The sequence below is a fragment of the Shewanella sp. 553 genome (assembly GCF_059338375.1).
The window spans coordinates 3,514,881-3,532,889 of the sequence record NZ_CM181701.1 but is presented as its reverse complement, the minus strand read 5'-3'; the positions used below and the strand labels follow the sequence as shown (position 1 = coordinate 3,532,889).

The 18,009-nt window shown below is 48.2% G+C and carries 10 protein-coding genes; 7 read left to right on the top strand and 3 right to left on the bottom strand.

Annotated elements, in window-relative coordinates:
* Positions 1–14: 14 nt before the first annotated feature.
* The 3 genes from pilB to nadC all read right to left on the bottom strand — a co-directional run bounded on the left by pilB (position 15) and on the right by nadC (position 3,783).
* Positions 15–1,724 (bottom strand): type IV-A pilus assembly ATPase PilB, encoded by a 1,710-nt coding sequence (pilB, locus tag AC5YBZ_RS15580; protein WP_494543163.1) that lies wholly within the window; start codon positions 1,722–1,724, stop codon positions 15–17.
* A gap of 75 nt (positions 1,725–1,799) precedes the next feature.
* Entirely contained in the window at positions 1,800–2,237 is a 438-nt protein-coding gene (locus tag AC5YBZ_RS15575; RefSeq protein WP_494543162.1) for a pilin, read from the bottom strand.
* Positions 2,238–2,901: 664 nt separating this feature from the next.
* Positions 2,902–3,783 (bottom strand): carboxylating nicotinate-nucleotide diphosphorylase, encoded by an 882-nt coding sequence (gene nadC, locus AC5YBZ_RS15570; RefSeq protein WP_494520758.1) that lies wholly within the window; start codon positions 3,781–3,783, stop codon positions 2,902–2,904.
* 639 nt (positions 3,784–4,422) lie between these two features.
* On the opposite strand from nadC, the gene ampD reads away from it, so the two are divergent.
* The 7 genes from ampD to AC5YBZ_RS15535 all read left to right on the top strand — a co-directional run bounded on the left by ampD (position 4,423) and on the right by AC5YBZ_RS15535 (position 17,986).
* Entirely contained in the window at positions 4,423–4,977 is a 555-nt protein-coding gene (gene ampD, locus AC5YBZ_RS15565) for a 1,6-anhydro-N-acetylmuramyl-L-alanine amidase AmpD (RefSeq protein ID WP_494543161.1), read from the top strand.
* A gap of 276 nt (positions 4,978–5,253) precedes the next feature.
* Entirely contained in the window at positions 5,254–6,105 is an 852-nt protein-coding gene (gene ampE / locus AC5YBZ_RS15560) for a beta-lactamase regulator AmpE (RefSeq protein ID WP_494543160.1), read from the top strand.
* Between the two features lie 202 nt (positions 6,106–6,307).
* The gene (gene pdhR / locus AC5YBZ_RS15555) at positions 6,308–7,060 is read left to right on the top strand and encodes a pyruvate dehydrogenase complex transcriptional repressor PdhR (RefSeq protein WP_494520761.1); all 753 of its coding nucleotides are present in this window, start codon (positions 6,308–6,310) and stop codon (positions 7,058–7,060) included.
* A 70-nt stretch (positions 7,061–7,130) separates the two neighbouring features.
* Complete coding sequence (gene aceE / locus AC5YBZ_RS15550) at positions 7,131–9,797, top strand: pyruvate dehydrogenase (acetyl-transferring), homodimeric type (protein WP_494523998.1); 2,667 nt, start codon at positions 7,131–7,133, stop codon at positions 9,795–9,797.
* 11 nt (positions 9,798–9,808) lie between these two features.
* The gene (gene aceF / locus AC5YBZ_RS15545) at positions 9,809–11,767 is read left to right on the top strand and encodes a pyruvate dehydrogenase complex dihydrolipoyllysine-residue acetyltransferase (RefSeq protein ID WP_494543159.1); all 1,959 of its coding nucleotides are present in this window, start codon (positions 9,809–9,811) and stop codon (positions 11,765–11,767) included.
* Between the two features lie 152 nt (positions 11,768–11,919).
* Positions 11,920–13,347 (top strand): dihydrolipoyl dehydrogenase, encoded by a 1,428-nt coding sequence (gene lpdA, locus AC5YBZ_RS15540; protein ID WP_494520764.1) that lies wholly within the window; start codon positions 11,920–11,922, stop codon positions 13,345–13,347.
* Positions 13,348–13,498: 151 nt separating this feature from the next.
* Positions 13,499–17,986 (top strand): EAL domain-containing protein, encoded by a 4,488-nt coding sequence (locus tag AC5YBZ_RS15535; RefSeq protein ID WP_494543158.1) that lies wholly within the window; start codon positions 13,499–13,501, stop codon positions 17,984–17,986.
* The last annotated feature ends 23 nt before the right edge of the window (positions 17,987–18,009 follow it).

The following is an 18,009-nucleotide window of genomic DNA, read 5'->3' as shown; positions in this document are numbered from 1 at the left end:
CTAGAGAATAGGCACTAGAAGCTGGTTACACGGTTAATTTCGGCAATGCTGGTGACGCCGGCAATCACCTTGCGCAGGCCAGAACCGCGCAGGTCACGCATGCCTTGCTCCTTGGCTTGGCTGGCTATTTGCAGCGAATTACCGCCTTCCATGATGGTGCGGGCAATTTCATCTGACATCTTCATCACCTCATAAATACCGACGCGGCCTTTATAGCCACCAGAGCAGTGCTCGCAGCCCACTGGCTTATACACGGTAAAGCCCTCATCGATTTGCAGCTGGGTAAAGCCAAGTTTTAATAGCTCGTGTTCGGGCACCGCTTCTGGCTCGCGGCACTCGGTGCACAGGCGTCTGGCAAGGCGCTGGGCAATAATCAAGTTGACCGAGCTGGCAATGTTATAGCCGGGTACGCCCATATTGATCAAGCGGGTTAAGGTTTCGGCCGCCGAGTTAGTGTGCAGGGTCGAGAGCACTAAGTGACCGGTTTGCGCCGCCTTGATGGCGATTTCGGCGGTTTCCAGATCGCGAATCTCCCCTACCATTACCACGTCGGGGTCTTGGCGTAAAAATGAGCGCAGCGCCGAGGCGAAGGTGAGACCGGCTTTTAAATTAATGTGAACCTGATTAACGCCCTCAAGATTAATCTCGACCGGATCTTCGGCGGTGGAGATATTGCGCTCTTCGGTGTTGAGAATATTCAACCCGGTATAGAGGGAGACGGTTTTGCCCGAGCCAGTGGGGCCGGTGACTAAGATCATGCCTTGGGGTTTGGCGAGCATCTGCTCATACAGCTCGCGCTGATCGTCTTCATAGCCGAGCTTTTCGATGCCCAGCTGCGCCGAGGAGGAGTCTAGGATACGCATTACGATTTTTTCGCCCCAGATGGTGGGCAGGGTGCTCACCCGAAAATCGATAGATTTAGTGCGTGACAGCTTCATCTTAATGCGGCCATCTTGGGGCACGCGGCGCTCGGCAATATCCAGCTTTGACATCACCTTGAGGCGAGCGGAGATGCGACCGGAGAGATTCACCGGCGGCTCGGAGACTTGATGCAATATGCCATCGACGCGAAAACGGATGCGATAGCGCTTCTCGTAAGGCTCAAAGTGTAAGTCCGACGCCCCTTTACGGATGGCATCGGTCAAAATTTTATTGATGTAGATAACAATGGGGGCATCGTCACTGGTGTCCCCCGTGGGCTCATCGTGGCGCTTGTCGGTATCGGTAATTTCGATACCCGAGAGCGAGTCTTCATCTATGCCGTCTAAATCCAGCGCCGAGATATCCTCTTCGAGCACTTTATCCAGTGCTTTGCTGAGTTTGTCATCTTCGACTAATATCGCCTCGGCGTGCAGGCCGGCGCTAAACTGAAAGTCCTCTAAGGCGGCAATATTGGTGGGATCAGAGGTGCCAATATAGAGGCGGTTACCGCGCTTAAACAGCGGCAGGCAGCGGTGTTTCTCGATGAGTTTACGATTGAGAAAGTCTTCGGGGATGCTGCTTAGGTCAAATTCATTCAGGTCCAGTAGTGGCGTGCCATACTCTTCATAACAGAGCTCGGCTATTTCACGGGCGGAGATCAGCTTATCGGCGACTATGGTGGAGACTAAGGATTGTTTCGCTTGGCGCGAGCGGGTGATTGCGGATGCAATTTGGGCTTCGCTTAGGAGGTGCTTGCGAATAAAGAGGGTGGATAATCCTAAGTGAAGACCTGAAGTAGGCACGTATTTGGACCTATATTATTGATGTAAAATAAAGAGGACTATGTTGCATAGCCCCCTCAAATTTATTATTCAATATTATTGACACATGTCTGTGGGAACACAAGCTTGTGTCCACTTTATAACACCAGAAGCATCTATTACAGGCGTTAATTTGTAGGTTGCTTTGATAGCAGTTAATGTGGTGTTATCTGTCGCGGGAACTACATCGATAACCCCATCTGCAGTGGTAACGCCGTACAGTTTTGCACCGGCGGTTATTGTTGCTGGTATACCATTGGTGTTTTGAGTACAACCTGTAATGGTGCTCAGACTATGTGCACATAATTCTACTGCAGTTTTTGCAGCACCAGCAGCTGTTCTCATATTTGCAAACTGAGCTTTTTGAGTGTATTTCTGATAAGCAGGCAGTGCGATGGCGGCTAGAATACCGATGATTGCGACTACGATCATCAATTCAATCAGGGTGAAACCCTTGGCGTTGTTCATTTGTTTGTTCAATTGGATACCTTTCATTGTTACGCTCTCCGTCGGACGATAATTTTATCTTATTGTTTACTATTTATAGCTATTTATAACTAGTTGGTAGCTAGCGCACCTAAATTAACTGCCGTTAACTTGAGCGATAACTGCTGTGTTGCAGCGTTCACCTTGTGAAAGTTAGCATGTTAATAAGTTGTACTGCATGGGTGTATCGTATGTCGTTTCGGCAAACTACACCACTGTCGCTAGCCGTTATCTTAGCCGAATTACGACTTTCGACTGAGTAATTAGTCTAGCTTGGCGGTGAGCTGGCCGAAATGGCCATCTCGCCTGCTGTCAACGTTATTACAAAGTTAATCTAAATGGAACTCCCTATGACAACAAAGTACTAATTTAGCGATAAATTTGTCTAATAGGGCGATGGTTTTGTCAAAATAGTTCTAACATTTTTTTGTCGTTACCTAAAGAAATGACACTTAGGTAAGATCCGTCAAAAAAATGGTGTTGCTTAAATGAGCGGGTCTGTTGCGCAGATGCAAAGGTCAGTCAAATTGTTGTCGGTCGTAAGTCGTACACTGGTACTAAGGGGGAGACGGTACTAAGGCTAAGGGTTGGGGGCTAGGCTTGAGCTGCTTGCTACTTGATTTTAGCTTTTAGCTGCTCCTAGGTTTTTGGCCTAGGAGCGAGGCAAGGAGGATTACTCTTTTAATCTTAAGGAGAGATCCAGTGCTTTGAGGTGTTTGGTGAGCGCCCCGACAGAGATGTAATCGACACCTGTGCTGGCAAAGTCGCCGATGGTGTCTAAGGTGACGTTACCCGATACCTCAAGCTTAGCGCGCAGGGCCTCGGGGTAGCGGTTATTAAGCTCGACCGCCTGTAACATCATGGTGACGTCGAAATTGTCCAGCATCACGATATCGCTTTGGGCGTCTAAGGCTTGGATTAACTCGTCGAGGCTTTCGACCTCAACTTCGACCAGTTTATCGCTGGCCAGTTGGCGGGCGGCGCTGATGGCGTTGGCAATTGAGCCACAGGCCATGATGTGATTTTCTTTGATTAAAAAGGCATCGTATAAGCCGATACGATGATTTTGTCCGCCACCACAGGTGACCGCGTATTTTTGCGCGGTGCGCAGCCCTGGGATGGTTTTGCGGGTATCGAGCAGTTTACAGTGAGTGCCAGCGATCCTATCGACATAATGTTTCGTTAGGGTGGCCACGCCCGATAAGGTTTGGATAAAGTTCATGGCGGTGCGCTCACCGGTTAAGATGGCGCGCGCCGGACCGGAGAGTTCACACAATACTTGATTGGGCACGAGTAGATCGCCGTCATCGACATGCCAATGCAGGGCGACTTCGCTACCGAGCTGATTAAAGACCTGTTCTGCCCACGCCTTACCGCAAAATACCCCCTCTTCACGGGTGATCAGTGTTGCCTGTGCGTAGCGATCGCTGGGGATCAGTTGGGCGGTAATGTCGGCGCTTAGCTTCTCTTGGGCACTCAAATTACTGTCCGCTTGGTAGCCTAAATCTTCTTCGAGGGCGATTTTAACCGCGAGTCTTATATCATTTTCCAACATGTTTCTGTCCTCTGTGAGCAGCAGTCTTGGGTGACGGTTGTCGGCCTTAGGCTCATTTGTGCCGTTGATGAATCATTCGGGTGGCGTCAATGCCTAGCGATGTTATGCCTGTGGCTCGTACTCGTTACTCGTATAGTCGTTGCTAGCACTCTTGTTGTGTATCTCGATGATATCAAATCTGAATCTGAAAAAGCAGCGTAAATTGTAGATTGAATTTTAGTGCTTATGGCCGCTAAAAGAGCGATTTGTCATCAAGAATCATGCTAATAACTGACTCGCTAGCGGCGGGCGCAGGGTAACGGAAGCGTTGGAGGTGATTAATACCGGGTTTACCGCACTCCGCTGACGGCTTAACTAGCGAGGTGAGGCAAATGCAGGTAAAGTGAATTTCGCGTTTATTTTTGCTATGTTGAGCGCGGTTAATCGGCGCTTATAGCTCTGTGTTAATAGCTCTGAATTAATAGTCCTTAGAGAATAGCCCTGAGTTAATAGAGCTCTTGGTTAATACAGCCCTGTGGTTAATAGAGCTGGGTTAATAGATTAGGCTTAAGCTTGGTTTAGCATGCGCCATGGCGACATAAGCCGGTAGCCAACTTAGATAACAGTCGTGAGAGGCAAACTAGCCCCATTCGAGGCAAGATGAGTAAACTAACAATGCAAGGCGATGGCTGGGTTAGCCACGCAAGGCGATGTGTATCGCCGCACTTTAACCTGCGTCCTTATGGTGAGGTGAGTTTATTGGTGATCCATAACATTAGCTTACCGGCAGGACAATTCGGTTTGCCCTATATTGATCAGCTGTTTCAGGGCTGTATTGATGTGAGCGCCGACGACAGTTTTTGTGAGTTGGCCCAATTAACCGTATCGGCCCACTTTTTAATTCGCCGCGATGGGGAATTAGTGCAGTATGTCAGCTGTGATGACAGAGCTTGGCATGCGGGGGTGTCGTGTTATCAGGGGCGTGAAGGGTGTAATGATTTTGCCATTGGGATTGAGTTAGAGGGTACAGATGATATTGCTTACACCGATGCCCAATATGCAACATTACAACAATTAACCTTAGCTTTGTTTGACGCCTACCCTATGCTCAATGGCGAGCGAATAGTAGGACACTGTGATATCGCGCCAGGGCGTAAAACCGACCCTGGTGAAAGTTTTGACTGGTCTAGGTATAAAAAGGGTTTACTCGGGTAAGCCGGTAAGCCGATTGATTGGCAAGGTATTGTTATTTAAGTGATATCGCGCCTGGGCGTAAAACCGACCCTGGTGCGAGTTTTGACTGGTCTAGGTATAAGCAGGGGCTACTCGGATAAGCCGATTGATTGGCAAGGTATTGTTATTTAGGTGATATAGCGCCTGGGCGTAAAACGGAACCAGATGCGAGGCGCGAGTTTTGACTGGTCTAGGTATAAAAAGGGTTTACTCGGATAAGCCGAATAAGACGATTAATGACAGGGTAAGGAGACTGAGATGGCGCTGTTTTCGTTATTGATAGCGATTATGATTGAGCGGTTAAAGCTGTTGCCACAAGCTTGGCAGCTAGAGACGTTGTTGGCTTTATATAGTAAAACTTTCTTTGGAGCTAAATCGCTGAAAAGTGAGCCAATGATGCTGCTTGCGCTGTTATTGCCTGCAGTGAGTGTGCTGGTATTAAGCTGGTTGGTTACTGGGGTGTTTTGGGGCGTGGTGAGTTTACTATTATGGTCTGTGGTGGCCATTTTATGCTTTAGTCATCTCAAGCAGCGGCAAGTCTTTAAGCAATATATTCAAGCGGCCTGCCGAGGGGATGCGCAAGCATGTTATCACTTTGCCGAGGCGCTTGATCCCAGTGTTAGCCTCGATGCGATATCGGAAACCGACTTAGGCGCCAAAGTCGGCCAGACTGTGGCTTGGCTTAACTACCGTTTTTATGGCGCTGTGGCGCTGTATTTGATTTTCTTTGGGCCAGCTGGCGCCGTGCTTTATTGTACCGTGCGTTATTTTTATGATGAGGCCGCTAGCCAAAAAATCCACTTACCGCTGGTTGGCTCGGCGTTGACTGTGCTTGATTGGTTACCGAGTCGCTTGATCGCGTTTGGTTATGTTTTGAGCGGTCATTTTTCGGCTGCTTTTAGTCGCTGGCGTCGCTTGGCGTTGCAGTGGCAAATGCCAGCTAAAACCCTACTGACCGAAGTGGCCCTAGCGGCAGAAACTATCGAGCCTTCATCGACCACACCGATATGCGTGCAATCGACTATCTCTTTGCTACAGTTGAGTAAGCGTAATTTTATCCTCTTGGTCACGGGCCTTTCTTTGTTAACGATATTTGGTGTCGTGGCATAGTCGTCGAAAGGTAAAGGGGGATGAAGGTCGGCCTTGTGAGTGGTAAATGGTCTGACCCCTTGCCGTAAAATTTCCGCTATCCTCACAAATTCTGAGGCAGTATGAAGCAGATCACGAACTAGACATCTGAAATGTGATTTGATAAAGTGCGCTCAGTCAATTAAATTGGTAAGACCAATTTACAATAGGAGCTGAGGCCCATATGGCTTATAGCAAAATCAACCAGCCAAAAATCTCTGACGTGATCATGGGTCAGTTGGAGCAGATGATCCTCGAAGGGAGTCTGCAACCGGGACAAAAATTACCGCCAGAGCGTGAATTGGCACTGCAATTTGAAGTCTCTCGACCCTCTCTTCGTGAAGCCATTCAAAAGTTAGAAGCAAAAGGATTGTTGCTCCGTCGTCAAGGCGGTGGCACTTATGTCAAAGAACAACTTTGGCAGAGCCTGGCAGATCCTATTGTGGAGCTGATGCACAGCGATTCTGAGAGTCAATACGACCTACTCGAGTTTCGTCACGCCACTGAAGGCATGATGGCTTATTTTGCGGCGCTTCGGGGTACCGATGCGGATATGCAAAACATCAAACAAAAAATCCAAGCGGTAGAAGCCGCTCCTAATATTGAGGAGCAGGCTGAAGCAATCGTGTGTTTTTATCGCGCGGTTGCCGAGGCATCACATAATGTGGCGATGCTACACTTGGTATTAAGTTTATCTCCCGTGCTGCATAAGAATGTGGCGCAAAACTTAGAGTTGCTTAAGCGCAGAGCTGACGCCTCTAAGATGGCAAATGAGCATCGGCGAGATCTACTCGCCGCTATCGTGCGCCGCGATCCCGACGCAGCAAGAGAAGCCTCGAATGAACATTTAAGTTATATCGAGGAAGTGATGTTGTCTGTGCGGGAAGAAGACAGTCGGTTGCAGCGTAGTCTGCGCCGCTTAAAGAGTGGTGTTTAGGCAAAGGTCCTTAGCAACATTTTTTATCACTTAATTCATATTATTCATGTATATAGGGAAGGACTGCGAAATGTCTGAACATATGCTACAAGATTTAGATCCGTTAGAGACTCAAGAGTGGGTAGATTCACTGCAAGCTGTATTAGAGCAGGAAGGCCCAGAGCGCGCGCACTATCTGTTAGAAAAGCTAATCGATAAGGCGCGTCGTAACGGCACCCATCTACCTTATAAAGCGACGACTGCGTATTTAAATACGATTCCTGCTGGCCAAGAGCCACACATGCCAGGCAACCAAGAGATGGAGCGTCGTATCCGCGCTATCGTACGTTGGAATGCCTTGGCTATGGTACTGCGCGGATCGAAAAAAGATCTTGAGCTAGGTGGTCACATTTCCAGTTTTGCCTCTAGTGCCACGATTTACGATGTGTGTTTTAACCACTTTTTCCGTGCGCCTAATGAAAAAGATGGCGGCGATTTGGTGTATTTCCAAGGTCATATTGCACCGGGTATCTACTCGCGTTCATTCCTTGAAGGGCGTATTACCGAAGATCAGATGAACAACTTCCGTCAAGAAGTTGATGGTAAAGGTCTCTCTTCATACCCACACCCTAAGTTAATGCCTGACTACTGGCAGTTCCCTACAGTTTCTATGGGTCTTGGTCCTATCCAGGCGATTTACCAAGCCCGTTACCTTAAGTATCTTACCGACCGTGGTCTGAAAGATTGCTCTGAGCAAACCGTATACTGCTTCTTGGGTGATGGTGAGTGTGATGAGCCAGAAACATTAGGTGCTATCGGCCTTGCTGCTCGTGAAGAGTTGGATAACTTGGTGTTTATTGTTAACTGTAACTTACAGCGTCTCGATGGCCCTGTGCGTGGTAACGGTAAGATCATCCAAGAGCTTGAAGGCGAGTTCCGCGGCGCCGGCTGGGAAGCGGTTAAAGTGATTTGGGGTCGTTACTGGGATCCACTATTAGCGCGTGATACTAGCGGTAAGCTACTGCAGTTGATGGAAGAAACCGTTGATGGTGAATACCAAAACTGTAAAGCCAAAGGCGGCGCGTACACGCGTGAGCACTTCTTCGGTAAGTACCCAGAGACTGCCGAGATGGTGGCTAACATGTCTGACGATGACATTTGGCGTCTAAACCGTGGTGGTCATGATCCTGTTAAGATTTTTGCTGCGCTGCAGCATGCTAAAAACACCAAAGGTCGTCCAACGGTTATCCTAGCCAAAACCGTAAAAGGTTATGGTATGGGTGATGCGGGTGAAGGTAAAAACATCGCTCACAACGTGAAGAAGATGGGTGTTGAATCACTTAAATACTTCCGCGATCGTTTCAATATTCCGATTAGCGATGACCAATTAGAAGAGATTCCTTTCTATCATCCCGGTGCTGATTCTGAAGAAGTTAAGTACCTTAAAGCGCGTCGTGAAGAGCTGCATGGGGCAATGCCTGCGCGTCGCTCTAAATTCTCAGAAGATCTAGAAGTGCCATCACTGAAGATTTTTGATTCAGTGCTTAAAGGCTCAAACGGGCGTGAAATTTCAAGCACCATGGCGTTTGTGCGTATTTTGACTGCACTGCTCAAAGACAAGAAGATCGGTAAGCGGATCGTGCCAATTATTCCTGATGAAGCACGTACTTTCGGTATGGAAGGCCTGTTCCGTCAAGTGGGTATTTACGCTCACGAAGGGCAGAAGTATATCCCACAAGACTCTGATCAAGTGGCTTACTACCGCGAAGATAAGTCGGGCCAAGTACTGCAAGAAGGGATTAACGAGCTAGGTGCTATGTCATCTTGGGTCGCGGCGGCAACCAGTTATTCGGTTAACGACATGCCAACGATCCCTTTCTATATCTATTACTCTATGTTTGGTTTCCAACGTATTGGCGATATGGCATGGGCGGCTGGCGATATGCGTGCGCGCGGCTTTATGGTCGGTGGCACCTCAGGGCGTACCACGCTTAACGGCGAAGGTCTGCAGCATCAAGATGGTCACAGCCATGTATTAGCCAACACAATTCCAAACTGTATCTCTTATGATCCAACTTACGGTTATGAGATTGCGGTTGTGGTTCAAGATGGTATCCGTCGTATGTATGGCGAAAACCAAGAAGATATCTTCTACTACTTGACCACAATGAACGAAAACTACGTTCAGCCAGAAATGCCTGAAGGCGCCGAAGAAGGTATCGTTAAAGGTATCTACAAGCTTGAGTCTGTTTCGGGCAGCGGCAAGGGTAAGGTACAGCTTATGGGCTGTGGCACCATCCTTGAGCAAGTGCGTAAAGCGGCGCAAGCGCTGGCAAAAGATTTCGGTATTTCGTCAGATGTCTTTAGCGTCACTAGCTTTAACGAGCTAACTCGCGATGGTCAGGCTGCCGAGCGTTACAACATGCTGCACCCAACTGAAACGCCAAAGCAGGCTTACATTAGCCAAGTGCTATCGAGTGATGCTCCTGCGATTGTGGCCACCGACTATATGAAGATATACGGCGAGCAACTGCGCGCGTATGTGCCAACCGATTACAAAGTACTCGGTACTGACGGTTTCGGCCGCAGTGACAGCCGCGAAAACTTACGTCATCACTTTGAAGTGGACGCTAAGTTTATTGTTATCGCTGCACTTAAGTCACTTGTTGACCGCAATGAATTGCCAGTGGATGTGTTGACTAAAGCGATTGCTGAATATGGCATCGACGTTGACAAGATCAACCCACAGTACGCGTAAGGGGACAGATAATGGCTGAATTAAAAGAAGTGTTAGTCCCCGATATTGGTGGGGATGAAGTACAAGTTATCGAGATCTGCGTTGCTGTCGGTGACAGCATCGAAGCAGAAGAGTCGATCATTACAGTAGAAAGCGATAAGGCGACCATGGATATTCCTGCGCCTTTCGCGGGTACCCTTGCTGAGCTGAAAGTGGCCGTGGGCGACACCGTGTCAGAAGGCACCTTGATTGCGATGATGAGTGCCGCGGGGGCAGAGACTGCAGCGCCTGCGCCAGCAGCGGAAACGCCAGCACCAGCCGCGCCGGTTGCTGAGCCTACTCCTGTAGCCGCACCAGCTGCTGCAGCGCCATCGGCGTCACAAATCATTGAAGTGACCGTGCCTGATATCGGTGATGCGTCAGATGTTGATGTGATTGAAATATTAGTGGCTGTGGGCGACAGTATCGACGTGGATACAGGGCTTATTACCCTTGAAACCGATAAAGCTACCATGGAGGTGCCTGCACCTGCTGCAGGCGTGGTGACTGAACTGAAAGTCGCTGTGGGTGATAAGGTGTCTCAAGGCTCGCTAGTATTGATGCTGCAAGTTGCTGGTGGTGAAGCCGCTGCGCCTGCACCCGTTGCAGAGGCTGCTCCAGCTCCTGCAGCCGCGCAAGCAACAACTAGGGTTGAAGTGAAAGAGATTGCCGTGCCAGATATTGGCGATGCATCTGATGTCGATGTGATTGAAGTGTTGGTGGCTGTCGGCGATATGATTGAAGCCGACCAAGGCCTTATCACGCTTGAAACCGATAAAGCGACCATGGAAGTGCCAGCGCCATTTGCCGGTAAACTGGTGTCGTTAACGGTGAAGGTGGGCGATAAAGTGTCTCAAGGTAGTGTGATTGCTACGGTTGAAACTCAGTCTGCTGCGCCAGCTGCAGCACCTACACCAGCCGCAGCGCCCGCGCCAGTTGCTCCTGCTGCGCCTGTACAGGCTCCAGCGGCCAGTAAGCCGCCAGTACCGCATCACCCAAGTGCCGGTAGCACGCCTAAGACAGGCGCGGTTCATGCCTCACCTGCAGTGCGCCGTTTAGCACGCGAATTTGGTGCCGACTTAAACCTAGTTACTGGTACTGGACGTAAAGGACGTATTCTTAAGGAAGACGTTCAGGCGTTTATCAAGTATGAGCTAAGCCGTCCAAAAGCCACTGCGGCGACAGCCGTTGCGGGTGGCGCTGGTGGGCTGAATGTGATTGCCGCACCTAAGGTTGATTTTGCTAAGTTTGGTGAAGTGGAAGAAGTACCACTGAGCCGTATTCAGAAGATCTCGGGTCCAAACCTTCACCGTAACTGGGTCACGATCCCGCATGTGACACAGTTTGATGAGGCCGATATCACTGAGATGGAAGCGTTCCGTAAGCAGCAAAATGAGCTGGCGGCTAAGCAGAAGAGCGGCATCAAGATCACCCCATTGGTGTTTATGATGAAAGCCGTTGCTAAGACACTGCAACAGTTCCCAGTGTTCAACGCTAGCTTGAGCCCTGATGGCGAGTCGCTGATCAAGAAGAAGTACTACCACATCGGTGTGGCGGTCGATACGCCTAACGGTTTGGTCGTGCCGGTTGTACGTGATGTCGATAAGAAAGGCATTCTTGAATTATCTGCCGAGCTGATGGAGATCTCTATCAAGGCCCGTGACGGTAAGCTAAAAGCGACCGACATGCAGGGCAGCTGTTTCACCATCTCTAGCCTTGGCGGTATTGGTGGCACAGCATTTACACCGATTGTGAATTACCCTGATGTGGCGATTCTTGGTGTGTCTAAGTCAGAGATTAAACCTAAGTGGAATGGTAAAGATTTCGAGCCTAAGTTAATGTTGCCGCTGTCTTTATCTTATGATCACCGCGTTATCGATGGCGCTATGGCCGCACGCTTCAGTGTGACGCTGTCAAGTATGCTGTCCGACATACGCACACTTATTTTGTAATGATTAAGGCTACTCAGGTTGAGTAGCCTTTTGTTTAACTCGTTGAAAGGTTAAAATGCGGCCACCTTACAAGAACATACGTTCAAAAGCTGGCGTCATACAGCGTTGGGCCGGGATTCCTCCCAACGGAATGAAAAAGAATAGAGGAAAACATGAGTAACGAAATCAAAACTCAGGTAGTGGTATTAGGGGCGGGTCCTGCGGGCTATTCAGCGGCATTTCGTGCTGCCGACTTAGGGCTAGAGACTGTGATCGTTGAGCGTTTTAGCACCCTTGGTGGTGTATGTCTAAACGTCGGCTGTATCCCGTCAAAAGCGCTGTTGCATGTATCTAAAGTGATTGAAGAAGCGAAAGCGATTTCTCATCACGGTGTGGTCTTTGGCGAGCCACAGATTGATCTTGATAAACTACGTGAGTTTAAGCAAAGCGTCATTAGCCAGTTGACTGGCGGTCTTGGCGGCATGTCTAAGATGCGTAAAGTCGACGTCGTTAATGGCCTAGGTAAGTTTACTGGTCCTAACACGCTTGAAGTGGCCGGTGAAGATGGTGTTAAAGTGATCCACTTTGAAAAAGCCATTATCGCTGCGGGTTCTCGTCCAATCCAGTTACCGTTTATTCCTCATGAAGATCCACGCATTTGGGACTCAACTGACGCGCTAGAGCTGAAAGAAGTTCCTGGTAAGCTGCTGGTTATGGGCGGCGGTATCATCGGTTTAGAGATGGGTACTGTGTACTCTTCACTGGGTAGTGACATTGACGTGGTTGAGATGTTCGACCAAGTGATCCCTGCTGCCGATAAAGATATCGTGCGCGTGTACACGAAGAAGATTAAGAAGAAGTTTAACCTTATTCTTGAAACTAAAGTGACCGCAGTAGAAGCCAAAGAAGATGGTATCTATGTGTCAATGGAAGGCAAAAAAGCCCCGGCTGAGCCTGTGCGTTATGACGCAGTATTGGTTGCCATTGGTCGTACGCCAAACGGTAAGTTAATCGACGCTGATAAAGCGGGTGTTAACATCGATGAGCGTGGTTTCATCAATGTAGATAAGCAGCTACGCACTAACGTGCCGCACATCTTCGCTATTGGCGATATCGTGGGTCAACCAATGCTGGCTCACAAAGGTGTGCATGAAGGCCATGTTGCCGCTGAAGTGATTGCGGGCATGAAGCACTACTTCGATCCAAAAGTGATCCCATCAATTGCGTACACAGACCCAGAAGTGGCTTGGGTAGGTGTTACCGAGAAAGAAGCTAAAGAGCAAGGCATTGCTTACGAAACGGCAACTTTCCCATGGGCGGCCAGTGGACGTGCAATCGCTTCAGACTGCGCTGACGGCATGACTAAGCTGATTTTCGATAAAGAGACTCATCGCGTTATTGGTGGTGCTATCGTGGGTGTTAACGGTGGCGAACTACTGGGTGAAATTGGTCTTGCAATCGAAATGGGTTGTGACGCAGAAGATTTAGCCTTAACGATCCATGCTCACCCAACCCTACATGAGTCAGTGGGTCTTGCCGCTGAAATCTACGAAGGTTCAATCACTGATTTGCCTAATCCTAAGGCAAAGAAGAAAAAATAACCTCAAGTTATTAAAAAAAGCGCTCATTGAGCGCTTTTTTTTTGTTAATCTAATTCCACCTTTATTTTTATCATTTCTTTTACAAAAGGTTGAGTGCGATAACAACACCTCTATTATGGTTCACCGTTCGTCTGGCTGAGCTGCATTTTTTATGAATATGACGTTACTCTTGCGTCTACTTTTACTGCCTATTCTATGGGTTGGCTTGCTATTGCCTGCTTATGGTGATCAGTTGGTGCAGCGGGTGTTTAGTGCCCGTGATGGTTTACAAAATGCGAAGGTTAATGACATTACTTTCGATAAGCATGGTTACACCTGGCTGTCGACCGAAGAGGGTCTTTATCGAATTAGCGATATCAAGGCACGAAGAATCGATAAGAATATCGATGGTATCCGCCTGTCAGACGAATTTATCACTTTGACAGAGTCGTTGAGTGACACCCACTTGTTGGTCAGTACCTATGCCAACACCTATCTGTACAATATGGTCACCGATGAGTTTAGCCTATTTGGTAGCGACGCATTATTTAGCGATGTACGTCGCAGTGGTTTACGTGGTCTATCTTTATTAAGCGACGGCAATTATCTGCTGCTTAATAACGTTGCAGAGCTGTATCGTTTTGATTATCAAGCCATGACATTGACCTTTGTCAACGCTCTTCCTCACGATCCGGATTCAAGATGGTTAACGTTATCGGCCAGTGCTAACAACCAATTTATTTTTGCCAAGAAAAGAGAACTGCAACTAAGAGACAGCTTAGGCATGCTAAAGGGAGTATTTACCTGGACCGAAGCGATGGGGCAGATAAATACCCTATTTGAAGACAGCCAGCAGCGAGTGTGGTTGGGGTCGACGAACGGGTTATATCGTGTGCATCCTGATTCGTTAACGGTCGAAAAAATGAGTCAGGCTTCATTTCATATCTCAGATATTGACCAAGATAAAAGTGGGTTTTTGTGGCTTGCGGGTCGAGATGAACTGGCAAAATGGCATCCCGATACCGCGCTATTTAAGCTGTTTGATGATCAGATTAAGTTAGTAGCCGATCTCAACTATGTGCATGAAATCGCGGTTGATAGCAACGATCTTGTCTGGGTCGGTGGCTCAGGAAGTGAGCTGGCTATCCTAGCCGATACCGCCGAGTTTGTCATAGAGAGCTATACGCGTAAGCCCCCCTACCAACTTGTCGATGATATGGTGTGGAGTATTTTTGCTCAGCAAGAGTGGTTATGGCTAGGCACAGATCAAGGCTTGATTGAAATCAACCGTGAGCAACGCCGCAGCCAGTTGATCTCCATTGATGCGATGGAGGTCAGTGATAGTGTATATAGCATTAAGCCACTTGATGAGGCGCACCTCTTGCTAGGCACCACCAATGGCTTGTTTGTCTATAACCGCGATGATAACCAGATGTTACGTTTTGCGCAGTGGACTGGAGGTCAATCGTCGCTAGAAAATAAGATTATTTATTTGGTGTACCACGATCCCTTGTTGACCCATCGTTGGTGGTTTGTCACGGCGACAGGATTATTTTACTGGGATCAAGGTAGCCAAGCTCTGTACGCTTTTTCATTACAAGATATAGACGGAAAGCAATATCAAAGCCCCCTGCGTGCTATTTTTCGTGCCAGTGACGGTAAGCTCTGGTTGGGCGGTGGTGATCATTTTGGCTATGTTGATAATCGGGGGATCTACTATTCGCGCAGCGATGTGATTGATGATGGTGAGCGAGCGGTCGATATTAGTTATATCAGTGAAGTGGATTCGGACGTATTGTGGCTGGGAACCTCGCCTAATGGGTTGGTCGAATATTATCCTAAAACAGGGCAGCATTATACGTTAACCCAAGATTGGCAACTTGAATGCGGCTCGGTGTATTTTATTGAGCAACTAGCCGATTATCGGGTGTTGGGCTGCAACACTTCATTGATCCGCCAAGATTTAGCCAGTGGAAAACTCTTGGTTATCGAGCAGCAAGATGGGCTTTTGAGCGAAGAGCTTAACGATGGCGCCTCGTTTTATGAGCCTGGAATTGGCTTGTATATTGGCAGCCCTGATGGGGTTGAACTTATTGATGTCTCCAAATTGAGCAACCGTTTGGCTGCTGATGGCATTATGCTGGAGTCGATGTCGGTATTTTTTGATGAAACCACCGAAAGGTCACTTTTACCTGAGCCCAACAGTGTTGTTGCGCCCGGTGCTCACATGATCAGTTTTCAACTCACCAGTTTAAATTATCTTACAGACTTACCCTTGCAGTTGCAGTATCGCCTACGGCGCGATAATGGCCAATCTCCCGCTAACTATGTGTTGTTGCAAGGGCAGTCCCAGGTCAATATTGCGGGCTTACCCGAAGGTCATTACACCCTAGATATTCTCAGTGAGCAAAATGGTATCTGGTCACCAAGGCCATTTTCTTACTCTTTTAGTGTGCAAGACTATTGGTGGACCAGTGACTGGTTTAAAGCCTTGATTATTATGACTGCGATCGCCATTGGATTCTGCTTTTTAATGGTGAGGCAAAAGCAATTATCGGCCTTTAAACGAGTCAATCGCGCGCTGCGAGAAAGTGAAGACCGTCTACGGCAGTCGTTGCGTGGCAGCGACTCTGAATTATGGGAATGGCACAGTGATAATGGTTTATTCAATTTGGAGAATCACGGTGGCAATTTCCCCAGTCATGAACAGCAGCTGTTACTCAGCATCAAGGAGTTTCCTGTTCATGACGATGATCGCGCAAAAGTGGTTAAAGCCTGGCAACGCTTAATTACTCAACAAGATGACCGTTTAGATGTTGACTATCGATATTGGCGTCTCGATGGCACTTGGGGTTGGACCCGTGTCAGTGGCAAGCCGCTTGAATTTGACCCTGTTAGTGGTGCGATTAAGAAAGTGGCTGGAATTTATACTGACATCACCACCCAGCGGCGCTTAGAGGATGACGTTAAGTTGCTGGCTCAGGCCTTTAGTAACACCTCAGAAGGGGTACTGATCCTCGATGCTGATGAACAGGTTAAGGTATCAAATAAGGCGGCACAAACCATATTACAGATGAGCGCAGAGGAGTTGATTGATTGTGCCTTCTCTCAATTGCTGCACCATCATGGCTCAACTGCAAATATGGACGCTGCTAATAATGATATTCGTCTTTTACTTGAGCATGACCACACCTGGACTGGCGAGCATAGTTTCTGTACCCCCGCTGAAAAAATGTGCCCGGTATGGTTAAATTTATCGACGATGACCAATGAAGATGGAGGGATTACCCATTATGTGGCCGTGTTCTCCGACATCTCAGAGCGCAAGCAGACAGAGGCGTCACTGCGACAGTTAGCTAACTATGATGTGTTGACTGGGCTGCCCAATCGCTCGTTATTTTCCACTCGATTGGATAAAAGTATTCAGCGCGCCGAAGCCAATAACCAGACGTTGGCGCTGATCTTTCTCGATCTCGATCGTTTTAAAAGTGTGAATGACTCCTATGGTCATAGCATGGGCGATGCTCTTCTGGTTGAGGCGGCTAAGCGACTGCAATCTTGTGTGTCTGATGAGCATATTTTGTGTCGTTTTGGTGGTGATGAGTTCCTGATTTTATTGCGTAACATTAACGATATAGATGCGATAAACCATCTATGCGAATCGTTAATCCGTCAAATTGAGCTGCCGTTTGAACTCTTTGGTCGTGAGTTTTTTATCTCCACCAGCATCGGCGTGAGTCTCTGGCCCGATGATGCCAAGCAGGCGGAGACCTTGATTAAAAATGCCGATCAGGCGATGTACCATGCTAAAGAGGTGGGGCGGGGCAATTTCCAATATTACTCTGCAAAGCGCAATGCAGAATCCTTATACCATCTTAAGCTTGAGGCGGACCTGCATAAAGCTATTGCTCGAGAGGAGTTTGAGCTGCACTACCAACCGCAAATCGATATGTTAAAAGATGATACAGTGGTTGGCATGGAGGCACTGCTGCGTTGGCGTCATCCGCAGGAGGGGTATATTAGTCCCGATATCTTTATTAAGGTCGCCGAGTCTTGTGGTTTGATTATTGATATCGATCGCTGGGTGCTAAAGCAGGCCTGTATGCAAGGGGCTCAATGGGCCAAACGTTACGGCGATGCATTGCAACTGTCAGTCAATATTTCTGCGGTGCATTTTAGGCAGCCAGACTTCATTCAAGGGATTGAACAGGCATTGCAAACATCTGGGATGCCAGCGCAAATGTTAGGGTTGGAGATCACCGAAGGGGTGTTGATGAAAGAGCTTCATATCGCCAAAGAGCACCTACAAGCCTTGCGTATTTTAGGCATTGATGTGGCCATTGACGACTTTGGTACGGGTTACTCATCGCTGGCTTATTTACGTAGTTTCGATGTTAGCACCTTAAAAATCGACCGCTGTTTCTTAATCGATATCGCCAATAATGAGGCCGATCAGGCCATTGCTAGTAGTATTATTGAGTTGGCGCGCAACCTTAAGTTAACGGTTGTGGCCGAGGGCGTTGAGACTAAGGCGCAGCTTGAGCAGGTCTTCAGTCGAGGTTGTTACATTATTCAAGGCTACTATTTTGCCAAACCCATGGCGGTGCCAGAGTTTGAGGCGTATCTCAATGCGCAACAGCATACCGATGTCGGCCAGTAATGTGATTGAATAAAAAGCAAACT

Excerpts from the sequence above, each read along its gene's own strand:
- AC5YBZ_RS15575 (WP_494543162.1), bottom strand. The coding sequence starts at position 2,237 with ATGAAAGGTATCCAATTGAACAAACAAATGAACAACGCCAAGGGTTTC.
- nadC (WP_494520758.1), bottom strand. The coding sequence starts at position 3,783 with ATGTTGGAAAATGATATAAGACTCGCGGTTAAAATCGCCCTCGAAGAA.
- ampD (WP_494543161.1), top strand. The coding sequence starts at position 4,423 with ATGAGTAAACTAACAATGCAAGGCGATGGCTGGGTTAGCCACGCAAGG.
- ampE (WP_494543160.1), top strand. The coding sequence starts at position 5,254 with ATGGCGCTGTTTTCGTTATTGATAGCGATTATGATTGAGCGGTTAAAG.
- pdhR (WP_494520761.1), top strand. The coding sequence starts at position 6,308 with ATGGCTTATAGCAAAATCAACCAGCCAAAAATCTCTGACGTGATCATG.
- aceE (WP_494523998.1), top strand. The coding sequence starts at position 7,131 with ATGTCTGAACATATGCTACAAGATTTAGATCCGTTAGAGACTCAAGAG.
- aceF (WP_494543159.1), top strand. The coding sequence starts at position 9,809 with ATGGCTGAATTAAAAGAAGTGTTAGTCCCCGATATTGGTGGGGATGAA.
- lpdA (WP_494520764.1), top strand. The coding sequence starts at position 11,920 with ATGAGTAACGAAATCAAAACTCAGGTAGTGGTATTAGGGGCGGGTCCT.
- AC5YBZ_RS15535 (WP_494543158.1), top strand. The coding sequence starts at position 13,499 with ATGAATATGACGTTACTCTTGCGTCTACTTTTACTGCCTATTCTATGG.